This is a genomic window from Prevotella sp. P5-126 (assembly GCF_002251185.1).
In the GTDB taxonomy this organism is placed as follows: Bacteria; Bacteroidota; Bacteroidia; order Bacteroidales; family Bacteroidaceae; genus Prevotella.
In genome coordinates this window covers 1-23867 of the sequence record NZ_NPIZ01000029.1, presented here as the reverse complement: position 1 = coordinate 23867, position 23867 = coordinate 1, and the positions used below count along the sequence as shown (strand labels likewise).

20 protein-coding genes are annotated in these 23867 nt (G+C 48.0%); 13 read left to right on the top strand and 7 right to left on the bottom strand.

All coding sequences use genetic code 11. The features are described 5' to 3' along the window. Positions 1-23 precede the first annotated feature (23 nt). The 9 genes from CIK90_RS02360 (at position 24) to CIK90_RS02320 (ending at position 12991) form a co-directional block, all read left to right on the top strand. Positions 24-3200: an AraC family transcriptional regulator gene (locus tag CIK90_RS02360; RefSeq protein ID WP_094464258.1), complete on the top strand. Its 3177-nt coding sequence runs from the start codon at positions 24-26 to the stop codon at positions 3198-3200. 1727 nt (positions 3201-4927) lie between these two features. Beyond that, complete coding sequence (locus CIK90_RS02355; protein WP_094464257.1) at positions 4928-5731, top strand: polysaccharide biosynthesis/export family protein; 804 nt, start codon at positions 4928-4930, stop codon at positions 5729-5731. 15 nt (positions 5732-5746) lie between these two features. Further along, positions 5747-7327, top strand: coding sequence for a hypothetical protein (locus CIK90_RS02350; RefSeq protein WP_094464256.1), 1581 nt, complete (start codon positions 5747-5749; stop codon positions 7325-7327). Further along, a complete protein-coding gene (locus tag CIK90_RS02345; RefSeq protein ID WP_094464255.1) occupies positions 7324-8613 on the top strand; it encodes an oligosaccharide flippase family protein in 1290 nt (429 codons plus the stop codon). Before CIK90_RS02350 ends, CIK90_RS02345 begins: the two co-directional genes overlap by 4 nt. After that, positions 8610-9722 carry a hypothetical protein gene (locus CIK90_RS02340; RefSeq protein WP_094390250.1) on the top strand — a complete coding sequence of 371 codons (1113 nt, stop codon included), beginning with the start codon at positions 8610-8612 and terminating at the stop codon, positions 9720-9722. The genes CIK90_RS02345 and CIK90_RS02340 overlap by 4 nt, the downstream gene beginning before the upstream one ends. A 2-nt stretch (positions 9723-9724) precedes the next feature. Further along, a complete protein-coding gene (locus CIK90_RS02335; protein ID WP_094464254.1) occupies positions 9725-10489 on the top strand; it encodes a glycosyltransferase in 765 nt (254 codons plus the stop codon). A gap of 65 nt (positions 10490-10554) precedes the next feature. After that, a complete protein-coding gene (locus CIK90_RS02330; RefSeq protein WP_254046253.1) occupies positions 10555-11433 on the top strand; it encodes an alpha-1,2-fucosyltransferase in 879 nt (292 codons plus the stop codon). 35 nt (positions 11434-11468) lie between these two features. Beyond that, positions 11469-12290 carry a glycosyltransferase gene (locus CIK90_RS02325; protein WP_254046252.1) on the top strand — a complete coding sequence of 274 codons (822 nt, stop codon included), beginning with the start codon at positions 11469-11471 and terminating at the stop codon, positions 12288-12290. A gap of 32 nt (positions 12291-12322) precedes the next feature. Beyond that, a complete protein-coding gene (locus tag CIK90_RS02320; protein WP_094464253.1) occupies positions 12323-12991 on the top strand; it encodes a sugar transferase in 669 nt (222 codons plus the stop codon). On the opposite strand, the gene CIK90_RS02315 is transcribed toward CIK90_RS02320, so the two are convergent. Together CIK90_RS02315 and CIK90_RS02310 are read right to left on the bottom strand one after the other, a co-directional pair. Beyond that, the gene (locus tag CIK90_RS02315) at positions 12971-13426 is read right to left on the bottom strand and encodes a lipocalin-like domain-containing protein (protein ID WP_094464252.1); all 456 of its coding nucleotides are present in this window, start codon (positions 13424-13426) and stop codon (positions 12971-12973) included. The two genes, CIK90_RS02320 and CIK90_RS02315, sit on opposite strands and share 21 nt — an antisense overlap. Beyond that, entirely contained in the window at positions 13411-14976 is a 1566-nt protein-coding gene (locus CIK90_RS02310; RefSeq protein ID WP_094464251.1) for a capsule assembly Wzi family protein, read from the bottom strand. Before CIK90_RS02310 ends, CIK90_RS02315 begins: the two co-directional genes overlap by 16 nt. 308 nt (positions 14977-15284) lie before the next feature. Here CIK90_RS02310 and CIK90_RS02305 point away from each other — a divergent pair, with 308 nt between their 5' ends. Continuing rightward, the gene (locus CIK90_RS02305) at positions 15285-16592 is read left to right on the top strand and encodes a nucleobase:cation symporter-2 family protein (protein ID WP_094390374.1); all 1308 of its coding nucleotides are present in this window, start codon (positions 15285-15287) and stop codon (positions 16590-16592) included. A gap of 138 nt (positions 16593-16730) precedes the next feature. Here CIK90_RS02305 and CIK90_RS02300 read toward each other — a convergent pair whose 3' ends face one another. The 3 genes from CIK90_RS02300 to fldA form a co-directional block, all read right to left on the bottom strand. After that, positions 16731-17501 carry a bifunctional 2-polyprenyl-6-hydroxyphenol methylase/3-demethylubiquinol 3-O-methyltransferase UbiG gene (locus CIK90_RS02300; protein ID WP_094390375.1) on the bottom strand — a complete coding sequence of 257 codons (771 nt, stop codon included), beginning with the start codon at positions 17499-17501 and terminating at the stop codon, positions 16731-16733. Between the two features lie 223 nt (positions 17502-17724). Beyond that, positions 17725-18075, bottom strand: a complete 351-nt coding sequence (locus CIK90_RS02295; RefSeq protein WP_094440639.1) for a DUF2023 family protein — start codon at positions 18073-18075, stop codon at positions 17725-17727. A gap of 52 nt (positions 18076-18127) precedes the next feature. Then, complete coding sequence (gene fldA, locus CIK90_RS02290) at positions 18128-18622, bottom strand: flavodoxin FldA (protein ID WP_094390429.1); 495 nt, start codon at positions 18620-18622, stop codon at positions 18128-18130. A gap of 440 nt (positions 18623-19062) precedes the next feature. Between fldA and CIK90_RS02285 the strand changes: the two genes are divergently transcribed. From CIK90_RS02285 to CIK90_RS02275, 3 genes are read left to right on the top strand one after another with little or no spacing between them, the layout of a single operon-like run. Continuing rightward, complete coding sequence (locus tag CIK90_RS02285) at positions 19063-21192, top strand: Tex family protein (RefSeq protein ID WP_094464250.1); 2130 nt, start codon at positions 19063-19065, stop codon at positions 21190-21192. A 15-nt stretch (positions 21193-21207) separates the two neighbouring features. Then, positions 21208-21750 carry a TIGR00730 family Rossman fold protein gene (locus CIK90_RS02280; RefSeq protein WP_094464249.1) on the top strand — a complete coding sequence of 181 codons (543 nt, stop codon included), beginning with the start codon at positions 21208-21210 and terminating at the stop codon, positions 21748-21750. Positions 21751-21756: 6 nt separating this feature from the next. After that, positions 21757-22977: an MFS transporter gene (locus tag CIK90_RS02275; RefSeq protein WP_094464248.1), complete on the top strand. Its 1221-nt coding sequence runs from the start codon at positions 21757-21759 to the stop codon at positions 22975-22977. Positions 22978-23182: 205 nt separating this feature from the next. On the opposite strand, the gene CIK90_RS02270 is transcribed toward CIK90_RS02275, so the two are convergent. Together CIK90_RS02270 and CIK90_RS14095 are read right to left on the bottom strand one after the other, a co-directional pair. Then, the gene (locus CIK90_RS02270; RefSeq protein WP_094434065.1) at positions 23183-23368 is read right to left on the bottom strand and encodes a hypothetical protein; all 186 of its coding nucleotides are present in this window, start codon (positions 23366-23368) and stop codon (positions 23183-23185) included. A gap of 215 nt (positions 23369-23583) precedes the next feature. Beyond that, the coding region (locus CIK90_RS14095) for a hypothetical protein (protein WP_158216016.1) at positions 23584-23867 on the bottom strand (284 nt) is incomplete at its 5' end.

Here is a 23867-nt window from a genome sequence, read left to right as displayed (position 1 = left end):
GTACGAACCTGAAACGAATAGGCATGAATCACCCAAAATATATCATGGATTACGTCCATGCATCACATCTTTCGTTTGCTTACCTTGGCAGAATCGGAGCATCCATCAGTCTGTTGCTGCTCCTTGCAGTACATGCCAGTGGACAGGCTTTCACCTTTCTTTCCACGGAGAAAGGCCTGACGAGCAGTCTTGTGACCTTCCTGCATGAAGACCGATACGGATTGATATGGATTGCCACCGAGGACGGATTAAACCGATATGACGGAGTGAAAATCACCACCTACAAGCACCGCAAGGGCGACTGCCATTCGCTGGCCAGCAACTATGTGAGTTCGCTGATTGCCGATGCCAACGGCAATCTCATTGTCGGCACCTATAAAGGCGTGCAAATCTACCGATACGACAGCGACGATTTTTCCCCTCTCGCCACCCTTCCCGATGGCAGGCCGATGAATGCAAGCATCAATGTGATGCACCTTGCTCCCGACGGCCGCCTCTATGGTGCAGGCGGTATGTCGTGTGAGATCTTGACGTCTGGCAATAAGAAGGTGGAGGTGCGCCAGACGGAAAAGACCTATTTTCCCAACAGGATCATAGCCTCACTGCCTCGCGAGCTCAACGTCCGTACCTTCATGAGATACGACAACAACCACCTGCTGCTTGGCACCGACAGTAAGGGGCTCAAGCTCTACGACGAGCGACGTCACACCTATAGCGACTATCCCCTCGACATACCAGGCTTTTCTCAAAGTTTGGAGAAGGTGCGCCATATAGAGAAAGACCACAGGGGCAACCTATGGATAGCGCTGTATCAGAAGGGCGTTGTCATGGTTTCCCAGCGCAGAAGCATGTTTGGCTACATCGGTTCGCGCACCACACAGAAGAACATCATCGGTTCTCACTGCATCCTGTCGCTATGCCGAGGCAAAGACGGTGGTCTGTGGGTCGGCACCGATGGCGATGGTCTTTATCGTCTGTACGGATCATCGTCCCAACACCTTGTTCAGGGCGTCCCCCCAATCATCAACAGCGTGATAGAAGACTCCGACGGCCGGACGTGGATCGGGTCGTTCGGCTACCCCTGCTATAGCGGCACAGGCGGTGTGTTCACCCCCGTGCCCGGACTTCCCGAACAAGCCAACGTCTTTGCCATTAGAGAAGACCGCAACCGCAGGATATGGCTCGGCACCATGGGCTATGGTGTCTATTGCTATGACATGCAGAAGAAATCGCTCTCATGGGTGAGCAGTCCCGTCATCAACAAATACGTCAACTGCCTCTATGTATTGTCAAACGGCCATGTGCTGGCAGGCACCTTCAACGGCATATACAACATCACCACGCATCGCCACCTGTGCGAGCAGCGCATAGTCTATGCCATCCATGAAGACCGCCACGGCAGACTGTGGGTAGGCACATCCGACGGCCTCCTTGTGGTGGATGGCGACCACACCAAGACCTACACCACCTCCGACGGCATGCCCTCCAATTCCGTCTTTGCCATCAGCGAAGACGAGCGCGGCCTCATCTGGTTCTCCTCCAATGCCGGTCTGTCATGCTTCGACGAGCTGGGCAACATCTTCACCAACTATTCCGTCAGCGACGGACTGCAAGGCAACGAGTTCTCGAAAGGAGCCCTGCTGAAAGATACCGACGGCACACTATGGTTTGCCGGTCACGGCGGCATCACCTATTTCCAGCCCTCCGCCATTGCCCGCCATCAGTACGTGCTCCACCCCCGCCTCACAGCCCTGTATATCAACAATGTGCCGGCAAACACCCGAACCCTCACCGGCGGCGAACCCGTCATGACCGACAATATCTACCAGTCGCAGCATTTCAGCATAGCCTACGAAAACAACTCGTTCAGCATCGAACTCTCGTCCGAAGAGACCGATGCTCCTGCCGAGTGCACCTATGCCTACTCCTTAGACGACGAGCCATGGGCCACCATCCCCGAAGGCGGCCACCTGGTCACCTTCAGCAATCTCGATGCAGGCAGCCACATCCTCCGCTATGCCGTGGAGTACAACGGCAAGCGATCGGAAGTGAAACAGGTAGAGATAGACATCCGTCGTCCGTGGTGGAACAGTTGGCTGACGCGTCTCCTGCTGTCCGCCCTTCTCCTCTTCATCTTCGCCCTTGTATTCTTCTGGATCAAGAGTCGCGAGAAGGTCAAAGCCCTCGCCCTCATCTCCCACAAGATACGCACTCCGATGTCGCTCATCATCAGTCCGCTGACCCAGCTCATCGACACCGATGCAGACCCCGACCGCCAAGCCACCTACCGGCTGATGCTCCGCAATGCCGAGCGTCTGCAGCATCTCGCAGCGCAAGCCACAGAGGAAGAACCCATCGGTCCGATCAGGAGCAACGAGGCGCAGGAAACCGCTCCAGCCAGTCTGCAGAAGTCGCACACCTCCCGCCATCTGCTTATCGTGGAAGACGATGATGAAGTGAGAAACTACCTCTGCCGTGCCCTCTCATCCAGCTACCACATCCGTGAAGCCCGCAACGGCAAAGAAGCCCTTGCCCTTGTGTTCCGCCATGCCCCCGATGCCATCATCAGCGATGTCACCATGCCGGAGATGGATGGTATCGCCCTCTGTCGCAAGCTGAAAAAGAATATCCAGTTTGCCCACATCCCCGTCATCCTCCTCACCGCCCGTGCCGACGAAGAATCCATGTTGCAAGGTCTTGGCATCGGCGCCGACGCCTATATCACCAAACCCTTCAATATCAAGATCCTGCAACAGAGCATCAGCAACCTCATTCTCCTCCGCCAGCAACTCTACAACACCTATCACGGCAAGCAGTTGCAAGACGACAAGCTGGAGGCAGTCGAGACAGAAGATTCCAACGAGATATTCATGCAGCGCGTCATGGCATCCATCAACAGCCACCTCAGCGAGAGCGATTTCTCCGTCGATGTGCTATGCCGAGAGGTAGGCATCAGCCGTGCCAGTCTGCACCGCAAGCTGAAAGACCAGACCAACCAGTCAGCCAGCATCTTCATTCGCAACGTCCGGCTCAGACAAGCCGAGAAGCTGCTCACCACGACCACGCTGCGCGTCAACGAGATCGCCGCCCGTGTAGGTTTCAAAAACCTCTCCTATTTCATCAATTCCTTCCGCGAACTGTATGGTGTATCGCCTACGGAGTGGAAGAGCAACAAGGACTCAGCAAATTCAACCAACTGAACATCAAGAAGTTGCACATGACAGGGACGGTCTGAAACAGTATTGCTGTTCTCCCATCAGTTTCCCGACAATTCGCTGACTGTCGTTGGATTTTCGCAAGAAACAGTAATCTCATCAGGATGAGTCCTCTGCTATCGGGTAGTGGTTGGAATCGGGCAGATCAGATAAAGCCATAAGAAGCGCACTGTTTTTGGTTTTTCAAAACTGTAATACTGTAACTGTAACGCCTTGAAACGCAAAATTGGAGGAATAAAAAAATCTGCAAATCCGTTGTGCGGTTTTTGGAAACTGTTATATTGTTATATTGTAACGCCTTGTCACGATGTTATCGTCTGATCAGGTTTTGTTGACTGTCACTATTGCGAGTGTGCTTCTACGTCATCTTCTCGCTTACCGCGACACCTCCGTTTTACGGTTTTGAAAGTCAACAGTTCTGCCGATCCACACAAACTTCTTGAGAAGCCCATTACGAATTGCCATATCATTTTCTTGGATCTTATCCTTGGAGTTCAACCTTCGTTTTCTCGCCATGGCAGAATTAAAGCGAGCTTTATTCTGCTCATCTGGCTTAACGAAAACGTTCCATTTCTCGACCAGTATGTTGTTATCAATAAATTAGCAATATCGCACCCATTCCCACATCGTGAGGTTTCTCCCTTTCAGTTCCCATGTTCCTCCCATTTTGTCCCATCGTTGTCCGCCAAATTCTGGGATTTAATGCGGATTCACTGGTGACTTACTTAGAAGTTGCCCACGTCTGTGTGCGGACGGAATGTTCAGTGCGATGAGTGATTCTCTCTTGAATCGCAGTGCAAAGGTACGAAGAAAAACAATAGGTTCACCCATTTGTCCCACGGCTCGTGACCAATTTTCCCACGGCTTGTTACATTTCGCTGTGTATCAATGCGTTACAAAGCCTAATTTTGAAGTACAAATCTTGGCGGTTATTGTATATTGCTGAATATAAGGCAGATAGGTGAAGCACTATTCGTTTATTGGGCTTGAATCTGTGGTAAGATCATGGGTAAGATGTTCTGTGCTGTAAAGAAAAGAGCCGAAAACGGCATTTTTCAGTAAAACGCAAAAATGTTGCGTTACAGCGTTACAGTTACAGTATTACAGTTTTTGCTGAGCTAATTTCATGATGGCTTTTAGGCAGATTTTCCCCTATATTTCCCCTATTTCGAACTTATTTTCAGAATTTTAACACCACAATAGGTATGATGCATATAAGATAATGTCATGAAATAAGAAACGAAATACAGCAAACTTTTAATACACATACAAACAAACACTACTCTTCATAACAACAATACAAGGAGCGTTACAGTTACAGTATTACAGTTTTTGAAAAGCTAAATACCAAAGGATTCTCAGGACATTGCCCTGGATCATGAAAGTCATTGAGCTTCCAGCCCGCTTTTGCATGTATATGATTCCGTAAATCCAATGTCATGGAGACAGATCAATGTCATCCTCAAAACTATCCGCGACGTCATAGGCACAGGTCTATGTTCACACCATAAGCGTTACAGTTACAGTTACAGTTTTGAAAAACCATTTTTCTGCATTTCAAGCGTTACAATATAACAATATAACAGTTTTGAAAAACCAAAAACAGGGTGGTTTTGTGGTTTCTGATTCCAATTCTCCCCCATTATCTTCATATTTTCAACTTTTCTTTGTACTTTTGACAATTATCTGTGCGATTTGTCGTTATTATAAATATGAAACAACAGAAAACAATGATTTGCGGATGGATCTGCACCATGGCAACGGCGATGGTGATGACCGCCTGCGTGACACCCAAAAACTACAACTATCTGCAGGATTTGCAGTCTGGCAATGTGACCACAACACCTGCCAGTGGCTATATCCGACTGCAGCCAAAAGACGAGATTTCTATCCTCGTGAAGAGTAACAGTGCGGAACTGGATGCTCTATTCAACAAGGGCATGACTACCACTATGAGCAATGGAAATGCACAAGGGTCGCAGTATGTGGAGGGCTACAGACTCGATGCCAACGGCAACGTAGATTTCCCACAGTTAGGCACCATTCATCTGGCAGGCATGAGACGCAGCGAGGTTGAGAACTACATCAAAACACGATTGGAGGAAGAAGGACTGCTGAAACACGCCACTGTTACCGTTGGTTTCCGCAACCTCAGCTACACCGTGATGGGCGAGGTGAAAAATGCTGGCGAATACGCAATAGAAAAAGATGAAGTGACGCTACTGGAAGCACTGGGAAAGGCTGGTGACCTGACCGTATATGGCAGAAGAGACAGTGTCGTGGTGGTGCGCAACGATGGCGAGCGCCACACCACCCTCATGGCAGACCTCACCCGTGGCAAAGCTCTCCACGAGTCGGAAGCCTACTATGTACACCAGAACGACCTGATATATGTGAAGGCGAACCCAACCAAGATTCGACAATCAACCACCAACGGCAACGAGACACGATCCATGTCACTATGGATTTCTATTGCCTCAATATTGGCTTCGCTCGCTGGTCTCATTACCCGATAATCCTCAAAAACAACTATGAAAAAAGTTCAGAAGAGTTTTCTCCAGATGTGCATCAGCCACTGGCGATGGTTTGCCGTGAGCACCATTGCCATGACCATTACAGGGGTGTTGTTCCAGCTTGTTGTCACACCACTATATCGTCGCACCACCGACATCATGGTGAAAGATGAGACATCGCCAGGCAGTATGCTGTCGAGCATGATAGGCATGAACATGTTTGCCAATATGGGATTCAACATCACATCGAATGTGGATAATGAATTGGAAGTATTTCTCTCGCCAGCCTTGATGATGAAGGTAGTGAAAGACAACCATCTCGATATGACCTACACCACAGGCAACTGGTTTACACGCGAAGAACGCTACGGCGAGACACTGCCCATAAAGGCGCAGTTTGGTGCAGCAACAGATGCAGACAAACTGCGGCTCCGCGCCACACTACACGAGGACGGGGCTGTGGTATTGACCGATTTCGAGAAAAACAAAGAACAGATGAAAGGTGAGGTAAGCGGACACATCAACAGCGTTTGTGTCACGCCCCTCGGTCCCGTCACCTTAATATCAACTCCAGCCTTCCAAACGCTGATGCACCAGGCAAAGACACTCACCATCACCATTACCAAACAGCCACCCTACGAGATGGCAGAACGCTGTTTGAAGCGAATCAAAGGCGATGTGCTCAACAACAACACGTCGATAGTGCAACTCAGTTACGATGACGCTTTCAGCAGTCGTGCAGAACTGATACTCAACGAGCTGACAAGGGTGTATCTTCAAGCGTGGCAAGCCGACAAGGACGAAGAGCGACAGGCCTCAACCAACTTCATCAATCAGCGCATCACTGAGATAGAAGAGGCACTCAGCCAACTGGATGGCAAACTCGCCGACTACGAGCACGACAACCTGTTGGAAATAGGGGCTGCCACACCTAACGCAATGGCAATATCTGCTGCCGATATCAATGAGATGATGCTCAAACTGAGCAACCAACGGTATGTGTTGAAACACATGCAACAGTTGATGAGCAAGGAAGGAGACAACCATCAGGTATTGCCAGGCAACATTCTACCCGACAACGACAATATTGCCAAACAGATTGCAAATTACAACACGCTACTGCTGAAACGGCAGAATCTGGCAGCAAACAGCAGTGAGCGCAATCCCTTGGTGCGCGACCTCGATGCGCAGATTGCGCCCATGCACAATGCCATTGCCGCTTCAATCAGCCATGCCCTGTCGCAAATAGAGATTCAACTCAAAGGGGTGGTAGCCAAAGAACAGGAACTGACAGGGAAGGCGGCAGAACTGCCCACTAAAAAGAGCAAGATGCTTCCCACCAAACGCCAACAGAAGGTGATTGAATCGCTATACGTCTATCTGTTGCAGAAGCGTGAAGAAAACGGCATCGACAGAGCATTCAACAATAAAAACATACGCGTGGTAACACCGCCAATGGGAAAGTTGCGCCCCATCTTCCCCCGTAAGCTATGGACCTTTGGAGCAGCATGGCTCTTGGCGCTGCTGTTGCCCATGATAGTACTCTATATTCGACAACTCAACGACACGGAAGAAACAGAGGAAGAGAAAACAGCATGAACCGCACACGATTGAAGTCTGACATCAAACGACGCATGGCAAATGGCGCGCTATGGACCTTTACCGGGACGGCTGTGGGCAAACTGCTGGTATTGCTGGCAGGCATCGGCTGTGCCCGACTGTTGGGCAAAACCCAGTTTGGCGAGCTCGGCATGGTGCGTTCCACCATCGGCATGTTCATTGTGTTTGGTGCAGCAGGCATCGGAGTGACAGCAACACGCTTCATAGCCCAACACCGCCATACTGACAGCGCACAGGCAGCTTCCATCTGCGCCATGTCCAACCGCTTCGCCCTATGGTTTGGAATGGGAATCATGGTGGTCATGATAGGTTGTTCGGGACTATTGGCAAACAATATTCTCCACTCGCCACAGTTGCAAACAGCATTGATGCTGGGCGGACTGATGCTATTGGGATCAACCCTTAACGGGTCACTCAACGGTATTCTTGCAGGAATGGAAGACTTTCGCAGCATAGCGCTATGCACCCTTGTGGGCAGCGTGGCAGAAGCGACATTGATGACCACCGGTGCCTGGATCTATGGATTGGAAGGTGCTGTTGTGGGATTCGGACTCGGTGTGGCGGTGCTCTATATAGCCTACCATTTTGCCGTGAGGCGCACCCTGCAACACGCAGGCATCGCCACCCACGGTGTGGCTATCCGTAAGAAAGACTGGCAACTGCTGTTGACCTACAGTCTGCCAGCAGCACTATCGGCGCTGATGGTCACTCCCGTATTCTGGACTATCCGCGCCATGCTCGTGAGGCACGACGGCTACGCAGAACTGGCAGTATTTGAAGCTGCCGACCAATGGAAAATCATCATCATGTTTGTTCCAGGTGCTATCAGTCAGATAGCCCTCCCCATCCTATCGAGCATGACAGAGAGTCAGACCTTCAGCCACACGCTCCGCCTGCACATCCAACTCATCGCAGGTATTGCCTCGCTGTTGGCATTACTGATCATTGTGGCAGCCCCTGTCATCATGCCTCTCTATGGCACAGACTACACCAACCATGTCACACTGTCACTGCTCGCCGTATCGGTGGTGTTTGCCTGTGTGTCAAACGTGATAGAGATGGCAATTTATAGCATCGGCAAGATGTGGACAGGATTCCTGTTCAATGTCGTATGGGCTGTTGCCACATGTCTGTTGGCCCTATGGCTGTTACCCCTGCATTGGGGATCGTCGGCATTGGCGATGGCAATATTATTGGCGTATCTGCTAAAAACCATCGTGATGGGCGTTTATATCTGTTTCACTCCCAACAGTCAACCGTTATGAAGACACGCGAAGAACTCGGCATAACACTATTTGCCATCGCACTGGTATTGCTCCAGTTTGCCGGCTACGCCTTCGTTCCGCTGTTAGCAGGGGCGCTACTGCTGTTGTTTTCCCAGCACACCTTTGCAACATGTGTGAAGAGTGTACCCTTGTTTGCAGGCTTCACGGCAGCCTCGCTCATTGTCGGGCTCTTCATGATGATGGCGCGCCCCACCGAAACAGCACCATTGGCACGATGGATTCAGTTTTATTTCCTCACCGTCATGCTGATGGGAGTAAAAGACAAAAGCCGGTTGCTGACCGCTGTGAAATATACCGTTTATGCCATCTTTGCAGCCGATCTCATGGCGAATATACTGCAGGTGGCAGGAGTGAAGTTGCCATGGGTGTATCTGACCATCCGTCCCGGAGAACTGATTCCGCGCTTTCAAGGCATCAAGGGTAATTCGCTCTATTCGGGTAGTATTTCGTTTTTGGCACTATGTTTCCTCATCAACGAGATGGGACTTCGGAAAAGGTTGCGCTATTCTATAGCCTTTCTGATGGTGGTCAATCTGCTATTGGCAGGGTCACTCCGCTACTTCATCTCGTTGGCGTTAGTCTTGGTGCTCATCACCTTCCACCTCTATCGCCATCGAAGCTATCTGCTGTCGGGAATATGTGCCACGATAGGTATGGTGGTTGTACTGACCCGATGGACAATGATGAGTAGTGAGAGTAATTATTTCCGTTATAAACTATGGGGACACACCATCGACCGACTCAACGACAGCCCGTTGGTTGGCAATGGTTTTCTGTTTCAACAAGTGACAGACCACACGCGCTTCAGCGTCAGAACGCTGGCAACAGCCGATGTGACAGAATCGACCATTCTGCTCTTCGGATTGTGTTTCGGACTCCCATTGATGTTCTTGTTCATCGCTTCACTATTCCGCACCTTCTCACATTACAGTAGCTATAAACACTATGCGCCCGAACTAGGACTGTTTCTCGGACTGGCACTCGATCTCTTCTGGGGTGGCAGTATCGACAATGTATTGTCGCTCTCTGTATTGTTGATTTGCATGTATCTCATCAATCAGAAACATCAAACCTTATCACATCCGTAATCATGACTCCCAACTTCTCTATCATCATCCCAACCTACAACCATCTGGCATTAGCACAACGTGCTATAGACAGTGTGCGCAGCCAAGAAGGGGTAAGTATGGAAATCATAGTCTGCGACGATTCTACCGACAATCGCATCGAACGGTATGTCATGGGACTCCACGATGATCGAATCAATTACCACCACAACCGACCTCAGTTGGGGGCGGTGGGCAATTGGAACGAAGGACTCGGCAAGGTTACGGGCACATATGGCATTGTACTCCACCACGACGAAGCCTTGGTGGGCAACAACTATCTCGCCCAGTTACTGCACGTCATACGACAGACCAATGCCGATATTGCCGTATCGGAAGTGCACGTCATGATAGGAGAGAAACGAAAGAAGCGACACTTTCCTTCACGATTGAAACGATGGATGCTGCACCACCCCACCACGCTATTTGGCCTCAACGCCATCGGGCCATGTGCCTGCGTAGCATTTCGATGCGACAAGCGACAGGCGTTTCATGAGCCGTTGCAATGGCTGGTCGATGTGGAATGGTACTACCGTATGCTTCGCGCGTCAGCCATCGTCTATTATCCAACACTCATCGTGGAGTCAGCCCACGACCACGAAGGGCAGATCAGCCGTAGCATCCATATCTATCAAGCGTGGCAGCATGATGCCAAAATCATCGGTACCATGCACAAGGGCATTTCTCTACGACTCATGCTGGCCATCGGGAAGACGATTATGACCGTCAAGCAACAATTTGGCAGATAGTTGCGCCAAGATATTTCGCAACATCGTTTGCATTTCTGCTGATTTATCATTACCTTTGCATAATAATGACACAACCGATAAAGATTGTCAAGATACTTGGAGGACTTGGAAACCAAATGTTTCAATATGCCCTCTATACCGCCTTGCAACGACACCATCCCGATGAAATGGTGATGGCAGACCTGCATGGGTTTAATGGCTATAGGCGAAAATACCAACTCAACGAGGTGTTTGGCATCGACATCAAACAGGCAACATGCGGAATGATAGCCCACGTGGCTTACCCCTACCCCAACTTTCAATCATGGCGGTTTGGTAGCAGGTTGTTGCCCAAGCGAAGAACCATGTGTGTAGAGCCACACAACTTTGCCATCGACCATGAGGCTATTAGCCGACAAGGCAACACCTATTACGATGGTTACTGGCAACATGAGGATTATTTCAGCGACTGCCGTGACATACTCATGGAACGATTTCACTTTCCCGACTTCGCCGATGAAGCCAACACCGCATTGGCACAACGGTTGGAAAAGGAAGAGGCTGTCAGCATCCATGTGCGGCGTACCGACTATATCGGCGATAAGCTATTTTATGATCTCACCGCCACCGACTATTACACCCAAGCCATCCACTACATCCGACAACACGCTCAGACACAGTTGTTCTGCATCTTCTCCGATGATATTGTATGGTGTAAAAACCATCTGCAACCATTGCTCAACGATGTAGAAGCCATCTTTGCCGACTGGAACAACGGCAAACAGGGCATACAGGACATGCATCTGATGACCCTCTGCCGACATCATATCATCGCCAATTCATCGTTCTCATGGTGGGGCGCTTGGTTGGCAACACAGACCGGTGCCATCAACATTGGGCCAAAGCTCTGGTGGCGACGACAGGCTGCGGTCACTCCTGTGCCCAGCCATTGGATAACCATATAACAACGCATGAACAGATGTATTAAAACAAGCAAGCCATGCAACAAATAAACTGCAGTATATTGCTCTCCGTCTATCATCGGGAAAAGCCAGAATACCTACGTCAATGTTTAGACAGCGTGTTCAGTCAGACTTTCCGTGCCAGCGAGATAATACTCGTGGGCGATGGCCCGCTGACAGAAGCGCTGGACACGATGATTGACTGCTACCGAAACAATTATCCCGAACTGCAGTTTGTGCCACTCAAGGAAAACCGTGGACTTGGACTGGCACTCAACGAAGGTCTTCGCCACTGCCACAACGACCTTGTGATGCGCATGGATACCGATGACATCTGCTACCCCAACCGACTGGAACTGCAATACAACTACATGGCAGAACACCCTGACTGTGACGTGTTGGGAGGATGGACCGACGAGTTTTGCGCCACTCCCTCAGAGACCATCTCTATACGGCGGTTGCCCGAGCACCATGCCGACATTGTGAGGTTTGGCAAACACCGCAACCCGATGAACCATCCTACGGTGATGTTCCGCCGCGAAGCGGTGATGCGTGTAGGTGGATACCATGACATCTATCTGTTTGAAGACTACGACCTATGGGTAAGACTCATCATGGACGGGGCACGATTTCACAACCTGCAACAGCCGCTCATACACTTCCGCACCTCTACAGACTTCTTCGGCAGACGGGGCGGCTGGCGATACACCAAGTCGGAAATCAACCTATTGCGATCCTTTCATCAGTTCAAGTATATCAGCACCATAGAGATGACAACAAACATGCTGATGCGGTGTGTTGTAAGACTGTTGCCCAACAAATTGCGACAAAACATCTATATTTTCCTACTACGTAGATAATAAAACCAAGATTGCTACGTTAAAAATAACATATGAATAATACCCAAACAAAACAAATAGACAACTATATATACGATGGCATGAATGCTTTTGAACGAGAAGTGAAGCGATGGTTCGACTTCATCATGGCAGGAATGTGCATCATCATCTTCTCCCCTTTGTTTCTCGCCTGCTATCTGGCAATACGGCGTGGGAAAGACGGTCCCATCATCTATCGGCAGGAACGCATCGGACGCTTCGGGCGCCCATTCTACATCTATAAATTCCGCACCATGGTGACCAATGCCGAGAACAGCGGTCCTCAGCTCTGCAACAATGCCACCGATATCAGACTGACTCAAGCCGGACGATGGATGAGACGCTACCACCTCGACGAACTGCCACAGTTCTGGAATGTGTTGAAAGGAGAAATGTCGTTTGTCGGTCCACGTCCTGAACGTCCCTACTATATTGATCAGATTATGGAAAGAGATTCACGCTATCAATTTCTATATCAAATACGTCCAGGAATCACCTCCTATGCCACCATTTACAATGGCTATACTGATACCATGGAAAAGATGCTTCGCCGCCTGGAGATGGATCTCAACTATCTGAGACACCGTTCGTGGTGGCAAGATTTGAAAATATTATCCATTACTTTCTATAAGATTGTCACAAAAACAATAAACAACAGGGCATCAATATTTACGGAAATGTAGGCGTAAATATTGCGTTTCAAGAATCATTTTATCATTATCAAGGCAATTGATGGCAAACGACTGTTGCAAGGCATCAAATCCGAAAGGACGCATCACCTCAAGGTCGGTCACCTCCTCATCGGGTTCGTCGCGCAGATGCAGATAAGGAACAGAGAGGTTCAATTGGTCGTCTGTCCGGTCGAAATGAAACAGATATCCCGTGCCGTTGCTCTCCTCATTCTCCAACAAGCGCACTTCTATCAAGCGGTTTTGCACAGCCCAATAAATCATCGATTGACGCATGTCTGTTGTGCCTTCTGTGGCAAGAGTATCTACTTGGCGCAGTTGCCAGAATCCATCGAGGTCGCCATTGCCTGATGTCTCGATGTCGCAAGCCACCAAAGCCATACATATTGTCAATACAAATATCAGCCGTTTCATTATCTCTTTCTCCATTTCAGTATTCCGTTCTTAATCAAAGTGAGTTGCACACCATAGTTGTCGCCCAGCAACGTTCCGCTGTCCATGGCAAGAGCTCCTCTGAGCGTCCATCCCCGAGTCCATCGTTCCTTACCATCGCGCAAGCGGTAAGAGGCTTCAGCCAATAGACTGACGTTATGCCGTGGATCGGGAAACGGTGCCCAATAGGTGCCAAAACCTTTCTGCCACGTAGCCAGTAAGCGATAATGTAAGCGGGAAGAAGGATCGCCGGCAATACCAAGATGACAGGCTACAGTACGGTTGTTCTCCACAGCAATACGATGGTCGCTATTATAAATAGGTGAAGTATAAAGTGGATTGCCCATCACCTCACCCCAGTGTTGCCATCCGGTATAGAGGTAATGGTTGTAATAGTTGTCGAGACCTGCAATTTGGTCTGACAGTGTTTGGTCGTGGTCATGATACATGGCACCACTCTGATACTTGGTATAGAGGTATTCAAGCACCATCTTATTCATCCATCGTTGGTCGGGAATACGAAGTTCAAAGCCCCACAACATATCTTTGAAGGCATAGAGATTGTAGCGCCGTTTCACCTGCGTGTTCCATTGGTCTCCCTCGCCATATCCATCAGGACTGAGATGGGTCAGCGCCGACTGGTCTTCAAAGAAATGGTCGGCATAAAGACTGAATCCCCATTCGTCAGCATCGAAATTGAAACGTGCCAGCCAACTGCCTAAGGTATTGCCTGCAGCATTGCGGTTCTCCGTTTCCAACACATCGCCGCCTCCTGGCACCAATGCCTTTATCATTCCTTTCAGTCCGCCTTGATTGTGATAGGCCTTCATCGAGCCATCACTTTGCCGCAGATATGAGGTGCCGCCAAACTGTGCCGCCATCTCCAGTCCGAGTTCAAGCGACACGATGATTTTGTTGGCATTTCCAATACGCAGATAGCCTGCCTTGCTGTGATAAAGAGTGCTTTGCGTGTATTTATATTGCCTTTGGGTAAACTCAGTCTGCCAATGGTCATCGGTTGTCTTGCCATAGGCAATATGTCCTTTTATGGCAAGCCAATGGTGTGTGCCGGGAATGGTCCAATAGTCGGGCAAGGAAAGTCGCACTTGTGGAACAGGGCGGGCATTGATACCCAGAGTTTGTGAACCACTGCTGAGTTCCTGATCTTTCAACTGCATGGGTTGTTCTTTACTACCCACGGTGATCACACCCTTGAGCCAGCGCACCTCAGCATAGGCTTGTTGAACAACAAAACGGCTGGTATATCTGTCCGTTAAAGCCATGTCAAGGCCATAACCAATACCCCAGCGCCGACTATCATCACGTGAGAGTGGACGCTCTATGATTGCACGCCAAAAGCCATTAGTAGTTTTGAGCGAACTGAGTCCATACTTATTGGCATGAAGCCATAATGGCGAATGATCACCCGCCGATGCCGAATTCTGGCGTTCCATCCGATAGTCAAGACTGTCGGCAAGAGGTTCGCGCTGTTGGGCATGGGCATTGAATGTGACGGCAAGAAGCGTTGCTATTGCAATATATTTCATATCTGGCTACAAAGATACGATTAAGCGAGCGAAGTACAAAAGAAAAATCACTTTTTCTTTTGTACTTCCGAGCGTGAGTACCTTAGCATCTCTGGATGCAGAGATACACTAATTTTGCAAAAGATACAAGAAGATAGTCCAAAAAACATGTCATAGGCATCGTCCTAAGCTGGCATCAAAGTCTATCAGCTCCTTGCATGGAATGAGAAGTGGATATGAATAGGTTTTGAATGGTATTTCTTTGGATATTCCCGAAAAAACAATTACCTTTGCAAGGATTTTTTAATTCTCATCCATTACATTTTTATATGGGACAAGACATCAGTAATCTCTATCAACTCGACGGACGTGTTCCCGTCGGCAAGGCCGTACCCTTCGGTCTGCAACATGTACTGGCCATGTTTGTCAGCAACATCACCCCTATCATGATTCTGGCAGGTGCTATCGGTATCGATAGTGTCACCAGCAGTATGCTCATTCAAAACTGTATGATTATTGCCGGTATCGGCACGTTGGTACAGCTCTATCCGATATGGCGCATCGGTTCACGGTTGCCTATCGTCATGGGTATTTCATTCACCTTCTTGTCGCTGGCCATCAGCATCGCTGCCACACAAGGCATGGGTACACTGATGGGGGCCGTAATTATCGGTGGATTGGTAGAAGGCACACTCGGCCTGTTTGCACGCTACTGGATTAAACTGATTCCACCTGTGGTGGCAGCAACGGTAGTAACTGCTATTGGATTCTCGTTGCTTCCCATTGGTGCCAACTCGTTTGCCGGAGGACAAGGAGCTGCCGACTTTGGCAGTATCAACAACTGGATTGTGGGCAGCATCACCCTACTCACATGTCTGCTCTGTCAGGTGTTTGCAAAAGGTTTTCTTCGTTCACTATCTGTTTTGGTAGGTCTTGTGGCAGGTTACATCCTTGCCTTGTGCATGGGCATGGTCGATTTCAGTGGCATCGGTAGTCGTCCTATCCTGTCATTGCCCCATCTGTTGCCTTTCACCCCAACCTTCAATATCGGAGCCATTCTGTCTATCGTTGCCGTCTATCTGGTATCTGCCACCGAGACTATTGGTGACACGAGTGCGCTCTGCAATAGTGCTTTGAAACGCGACCCCAACGAGCGTGAGATGGGAGCCGCTGTCAGTTGCGACGGTTTCGTCAGTTCGGTATCGGGACTGTTTGGCTGTACCCCTATCACCTCTTTCTCACAGAATGTAGGATTGGTTGCCATGTCGGGCATTATCAACCGTTTCACCATCGCCACGGGTGCCCTCATCATGATTCTGGGTGGAATATTCCCCATGATAGGTTATGCACTAACCACGATTCCACAATGTGTTTTGGGCGGTTGCACGCTGATGATGTTTGGCAGCATCCTCTATGCTGGCTTCGGCATGATGGGCCGTTGCGGTTCATCTCATCGCAACATGGTCATTGTCAGTCTGTCGCTGAGCGTCGGACTTGGCTTCACCCAAGCCACAGAGATGTTCAACATCTTCCCTGAGATTGTCCGCACCGTATTCGCCAACAACTGTGTGGCAGTGGTGTTCCTATTGGCAGTCATCCTCAATCTCGTATTGCCTAAAGACAAAGCCGAGGCTTAAAAACCCTATATTCTATGCGATTTTCCCCATCCACATGACCGCTTATTGATCATGATGGATGGGGATTTTTTCTCGAATCGGGTGTTAGGATTTAGGAGGAACCTGAGTGTTCTGTCCAGGAAGATGAGCTGTTTGATGTCAAGCGCGCACCACATCTACCACATGACTGCCTGCACCGATGAGATCAGCACGCTCGGAAATACTCTTCTGATAGGCTATGAAATGGGCAAAGGTCTCATCACTCATACGGTTGAGTCGTGTACGCATATAATCAGAGGCACCATCAGGCGAGAATATCGTCACTCGTTCCAATCCTGCATTTTCGTCCAATCGATTAATATCCTCCAAACGCACATAGTCATACAGTTCGTCTGCCTGTGCTTGAATGTGGAAATTCTGATCCACTACTCCTCTATCCAATAAGCCTCCTATTCTGTCTTCGTCAAAACAATACGACAGAATGCTATATTCGTTCATCAGATAGGCAACAAAGATCAGACCTCCTGGCTTGGTCACGCGCTTGGCTTCTTTTAATGCTTTCAATTTCTCATCATCACCAATAAGATGATAGAGCGGACCAAGCAGAAGCGTGACATCTGCCGATGCTGTAGGCACAAACGGCATGTGGCGTGCATCGCCCTGCACAACATCGGCTGTTGGTTCCCGTTTCAAAAACACATCAATATTGCGACGCACCAATTCCACAGCTTTCACCTCATAGCCTTCTGCCATGAGTGCCGAGGTGTAGCGCCCTGTACCTGCACCAATATCAAGCAAACGATAACCGGGTTTCAGAAATCTGCGCAGATGGTACATGGTGGTTTCAAACTCAACAATACCGTGTCTGCGCAGTAAGCGCAAGTCTTCGGGATGTTTGTTATAATGTTTCTCTATATTGGATAATGCCATAATGCTGTTCTATTACGCTTGTCGAATGAAAGCGCAAAATTATGGGATTATTTTGAGACAGCCAACTATTTACGTGTATTTCTTTCCCTGTACTTGCAATTTCTATAACATGACGAGAAAGATCAAGCCAAGACGTCCCATCTGTAATATTCCATTTATAGAATCGACAGATGGGACTATCTTGAACCAGAATCGGTCAGAAAGCTATGGTAAGTAGCGCATGTCAGCTCACCCGTTTCTTGCGTTCGCAATAGCGTTCACACTGTGCACAGATGTCGTAGCCTAACATGGCTCCTAAGATAAAATCCTCTTCTGGAGAAAGATGACACAACGGTTTTGTGACCATCATACGGATAGCATCCAGACATTCACGTTTGCCAAAGAAGAGATTGAGGCGGTCGTTGCCGATGGGCTGGATGATATAATCAATATCCTCGCGCTTCAGCTTCGACACGGCAAAAGTTTCATACTTTTTGTTGAAGGTGAACAACACCATACGGCGCACACCTTTTTTATACTCATAAATATGGTTCATCAGAACCTTCAGATCTATTGGCATGGTGACTGACTGCATTGTGACTGGAGTTTTGGCCAAATCGCTTATAGGATTTGGAGATTGTTATTGACTATAAAAATGGTTTAATGGCTTCGAGCCATGTATCGATGCGAGTTTCTGTTTTGTCGCTTTCGTTAATATCGTCAAGGGCAAGTCCTAAGAACTTTCCATTCTCTACCGCTTCGCTATCGGAGAAAGAATAATCATCGGTTGGAACTCCTTCGAGCAACGTTGCACCTGCAGCTTTCACTACGTCGGCAATTTCTTTCATACCGCTACAGAACGTATCTGAATAAGAATCGCTGTCTCCACAACCAAACAGGGCAACGGTTTTTCCGGTTAAGTCGGCGCTCTTGAGCGTTTCTACACCAGAATACCAGTCATCCTGCATTTCGCCCACTCCCCATGTGGAAGTACCGAGAATGAGGTTATCGTTGGCTACTACGATATCTGAACTGATATTGGCAACATCTAATGCACCCACGCCGAGCTTGGCGGCTATGGTTTCGGCAATTCCCTGGCATGTACCTGTGGAAGAACCATAAATAACAATTGTCGGTTTCATTTTTTCTGATTTACTATTGCTTGTTGTTGAATCTTGATTGATGCTGCGGGGATCAATCTCCATGAGACAGACACACCCGCAAGAAACGTTTCTTGTTTGCGGTTGCAAAGTTAGAGGTTTTGCGCTTATAGTGCAATACCTAAAAATTGTGGTTCTATTTATTTGGCTTAACGAAAGCGTGAGATTTCTGCTATCAATCATCATAATACACGCCACAACGAACTTATACAACAGACAATATCACTTCATTTCCTGGATGAGCAAAAAATCTGCTTTTCTTCGTATTTCGCTCGTTTAATCGTACCTCTGCATCACGGATGCGAAGGTACTCACGCTCGGAAAAACTCAAATATAATTTGGTTTTTCGCTCGCTTAATCGTACCTTTGTATTTTGACAAAGACAAAAACGACAAAATGCCAGAAAATACCCGACATAAGATATGAACGTATTTACAAAAATCATAGCCAACGCCCTTGCTTTGCCTGAGCGAGGCGTGGACAATACTATACAACTGCTTGAAGAAAACTGTACCGTTCCTTTCATCAGCCGATACAGAAAGGAACGTACTGGCAACATGGATGAAGTGCAGGTGGCAGATATTGCACTCATGCGCGAAAAACTACAAGATGTGGCTAAACGCAAAGAAACTATCGTGACGACAATAGAGGAGCAAGGAAAAATGACTGATGCGCTACGAAAACGTATTGAGGATTGTTGGAACATATCGGAACTGGAGGACATTTATCTGCCCTACAAGCCTAAACGTCGCACAAAAGCTGACATCGCACGTGCACAAGGATTAGAACCGCTCGCCAATACCATCATGCTACAACGGGATCCTAACCCGCAGATGACAGCACAGAAATACGTCAAGGGTGATGTGCAGTCTGCCGAAGAGGCATTAGAAGGCGCCAAATTTATTATTGCCGAAACGATAAACGAAAACGAGAAGGTGCGCAAAGAGATACGCAACGTATTTCGCCATAACGCAGTCATCACATCGAAGGTTGTGAAGACCAAAGCAGAAGACGAAGGTGCACAGAAATACAGCGACTACTTCGATTTCTCTGAACCTCTGAAGCGTTGTTCCTCACACCGACTTCTCGCCATGCGTCGCGGAGAGAAGGAGGGATTTCTGCGTATCAGTATTTCCGCCGATGACGATGAATGTAAGAACAGAATCCGCAGAATATATGTACAAGGACGAGGCGATTGCAGTCATTTGGTCGGCGAAGCGGCTGACGATGCCTTCAAACGCCTGCTAAAACCATCAATAGAGACAGAATATGCCCTATCAAGCAAACAAGCTGCCGACAACGAAGCTATCAAAGTTTTTGCCGAAAATCTGCGTCAACTTCTCTTGGCTGCACCATTAGGACAAAAACGCGTGATGGGCGTAGATCCCGGATTCCGTACCGGATGCAAAGTTGTCTGCCTCGATGCCCAAGGCACATTACTCCACTTTGAAGCCATCTATCCCCATGCTCCTAAAAACGACCGTCAAGGGGCTGCTCGTCAAGTACTTGACATGGTGAAGAAATACAAGATAGAGGCTATTGCCGTGGGCAACGGTACTGCAAGTCGTGAGACTTCCACATTCTTGAAAGAGATTGGACTTGATACAGATACCAATATCTTTGTGGTGAGTGAAGATGGAGCATCGGTCTATTCGGCATCAGAAGCGGCACGCGAGGAATTCCCCAACGAGGACGTTACCGTGCGCGGAGCCGTATCGATAGGCCGACGACTGATGGATCCGCTTGCCGAACTTGTGAAGATTGACCCCAAAAGTATTGGCGTGGGACAATATCAGCACGATGTGGATCAAGGAGAACTGAAAAAGAGTCTTGATATGGTGGTGGAATCATGCGTTAATACCGTTGGAGTAAACCTCAACACGGCAAGTCGTCACCTCTTAATGTATGTCAGCGGTCTCAATGCCACAACCGCCAAAAATATCGTGGAATATCGTGAAAAGAACGGGGCCTTCAAATCGCGTGCAGAACTCAAGAAAGTTCCACGCCTCGGTCCTGTAGCCTTCGTGCAATGTGCTGGTTTCCTACGCATCCCTGGAGCCAAGAATCCACTCGACAATAGCGCCGTTCATCCCGAAAGCTACGATATTGTGAAAGCAATGGCAAAGGACAAGGGATGTACTGTGGAACAACTTATTGACAACAAAGAACTACAAAAATCAGTTGACCTCAAGAACTACGTTTCCGACACGACCGGTATGCCCACCCTTACCGACATCATGGCAGAACTTCAACGGCCTGGTCGCGACCCACGTGCAGCCGTAGAAGTATTCGAATTTGACTCACGCGTACATGAGATTAATGACCTGCAAGTGGGAATGCTCTTGCCAGGAATAGTGACCAATATCACCAATTTCGGAGCATTTGTAGATATTGGTGTTCATCATGACGGACTGGTACACATCTCACAACTGGCAGACAGATTTGTGAAAGACCCGAATGATGTGGTGAAACTACACCAACATGTAGCAGTAAGAGTGACTGAGGTTGATATAAAACGCCAACGCATATCGTTGTCGATGAGAGGTTTATAAACATTTAAAATAACTATGAAAATTACAGTATTCTGCTCTGCCAACGAGCATATAGACCCCGATTTCTTCAGTATGACAGAAGAGTTGGGAAAATGGATGGTAGCCAACCATCACGATCTCATCTTTGGAGGCACCAACCAAGGACTGATGAACTGCATCGCTAAAGCCGTACACGATGGAGGTGGACGGGTCATCGGCGTTGTACCATCACTTGTAGAAAAAGGTGGACGAACATCCGACTATATCGATGTACATATCCCCACAGATAACCTTGCCGACCGCAAGAGTCTGATGATTGACCAATGTGACGTGGTGGTTGCTCTTCCTGGAGGTGTTGGCTCGCTTGACGAAATCTTCTGTGTAGTAGCTTCAAAATGTATCGGATACCATGCTAAGAAAGTCATCCTTTATAATATGAAAGGATTTTGGAACGCACTCATCGCACTCATGGATGACCTCGACCAAAAAGGAATGATTCGCGGAAACTGGCACAATATGATTGAAGTGGCAGACAATTTCGAACAACTCAAACAATTGCTAAACGCAATAAACGACTGATAACACATGAAATCAATAGGTAGCATCATCAAAGGAAAACCTACCATGACGGAAAGAACAGTCTATTCCATGCTGATGATATGTGGCATTTCCCACTTTCTCAACGATATGATCCAGTCAATCATCCCGTCCATCTATCCTATCATCAAAGACAGATTTGACTTCTCCTTCGCACAGATAGGCATCATCACCTTGGTATTCCAAATGACTTCGTCCATCCTACAACCTTTTACTGGCTATTATGCCGACAAGCACCCACGCCCCTACGCCCTGTCGATTGGCATGTGCTTCACATTAACAGGGTTGCTGTTGCTGGCATTTGCAGAAAACTATCTTTTAATCCTTCTGGCAGTAAGCGTGGTAGGCTTTGGCTCATCCATATTCCACCCTACTGCATCACGCGTGGCACAGATGGCTTCAGGCGGCAAGAAAAGTTTGGCACAAGCCATCTTTCAGGTAGGAGGAAACGGCGGTTCTGCCATGGGGCCACTCTTAGCCGCCATCATCATCCTGCCTTTTGGTCAACATGCGATTGCCTATTTTGCTATTGCAGCACTAATTGCCGCTATCATCATGATAAGGCTTGGAACATGGTTTAGAGCGCGACTAGTCTATGCTGTGAAGCATCCGCAAAAGAATACGGGACTGAATACCGACATCTCCAAAAGGGCGAAATACGGAGCACTAACCATCTTGATTCTGCTCGTATTCTCAAAATATTTCTATACTTCCTGTATCACAAGTTACTTCACGTTTTTCCTGATCCACAAGTTCGGCGTCAGCGTACAAACATCACAAATCTGCCTATTCGTTTTCCTGACCGCTTTTGCCATTGGCACATTGGCAGGAGGAATGTTTGGAGACAGATTCGGAAGAAAATACGTGATATGGTTCTCCATCCTCGGTGCAGCACCATTCGCATTAGCCATGCCATTCGCCAATTTCACTTGGACGATAGTCTGCGCTTTCCTTTCTGGATTGGTTATTGCATCGGCATTCTCCTCGATTGTGGTTTACGCCACAGATCTGATGCCCGACAAGGTGGGATTGATTGCCGGTATCTTCTTCGGACTGATGTTTGGATTGGGTGGTCTCGGATCTGCCTTCTTTGGATGGTTGGCAGACAAAACAAGCATCGAATTCATTTTCCAGGCAAGTGCCTTCCTACCATTATTGGGCATTATCGCAGGTTTTCTGCCAAACACCCAAAAGAAGGGAGGGCATTAGGCCGAAACACGAGAACCACGACTCACCACATGACGACTATCAACAAACTGTCGATTGGTAGTTTATCTGTTCCCGAAGCCATCCCGAACTCATCCCGAACCTTTTTCGATTGGATCCCAGTTGAAAAAGGTTCGTTCTCGATTATTCTTCAAAAGACAAAGCGAAGGATGAACGAGTTTCTTGAATTCATCAGAGTCATCTCGGACTAAGACGACAAAGAAACAAACATCAAGAATGGGTACATATAAGGGGAAAGGCGATAGTACCCGATGCTCTCCAAATACCGAACCGCTTTGGCTTCATCGGAAATGACAAGTCCACGACTTTCCAACAGAGCCACCAAGTCTGCCTCTGCCATATAATATTTCGTGAAGTGCAGTAATCTTTCCATTAGCGTATTTTGAGAGTGAACGTATATAAACAAAGGCAATGATATAGGTGTTGGCACAAATAATCTATAAAATGCTGTCATTTCTGAATGCATTTTTTATATATACCACATACGTTTGACTAAGACATTATGAGTCTTACATTTTATCATGTCCATACATTTCAATGCCATATTACAATCTTCATCATTTTTGGGATATACCATATCTGTGACATCTAGTTTAATCTTCTAGCAAATGGATAAAATGTCTTATGCATATCCTTATCAGTCCCATCTGTTGAATAATAACCAATTATTTCATGGCTACTTGAAGAATCATCCAAATAATCATCATTTGGCACACTACCTTCGTAATATTCGGTTAAGGTTCTTGTGCCGAAAATGATGATGGAGTCAACTCCACCATCATCATTGAAAGAAATGCCACTATGACTATAATCAATGTCATTTCTTCCATCAACATTCATACCTATCTTTTTCTTTATAATAGGTGCATCAT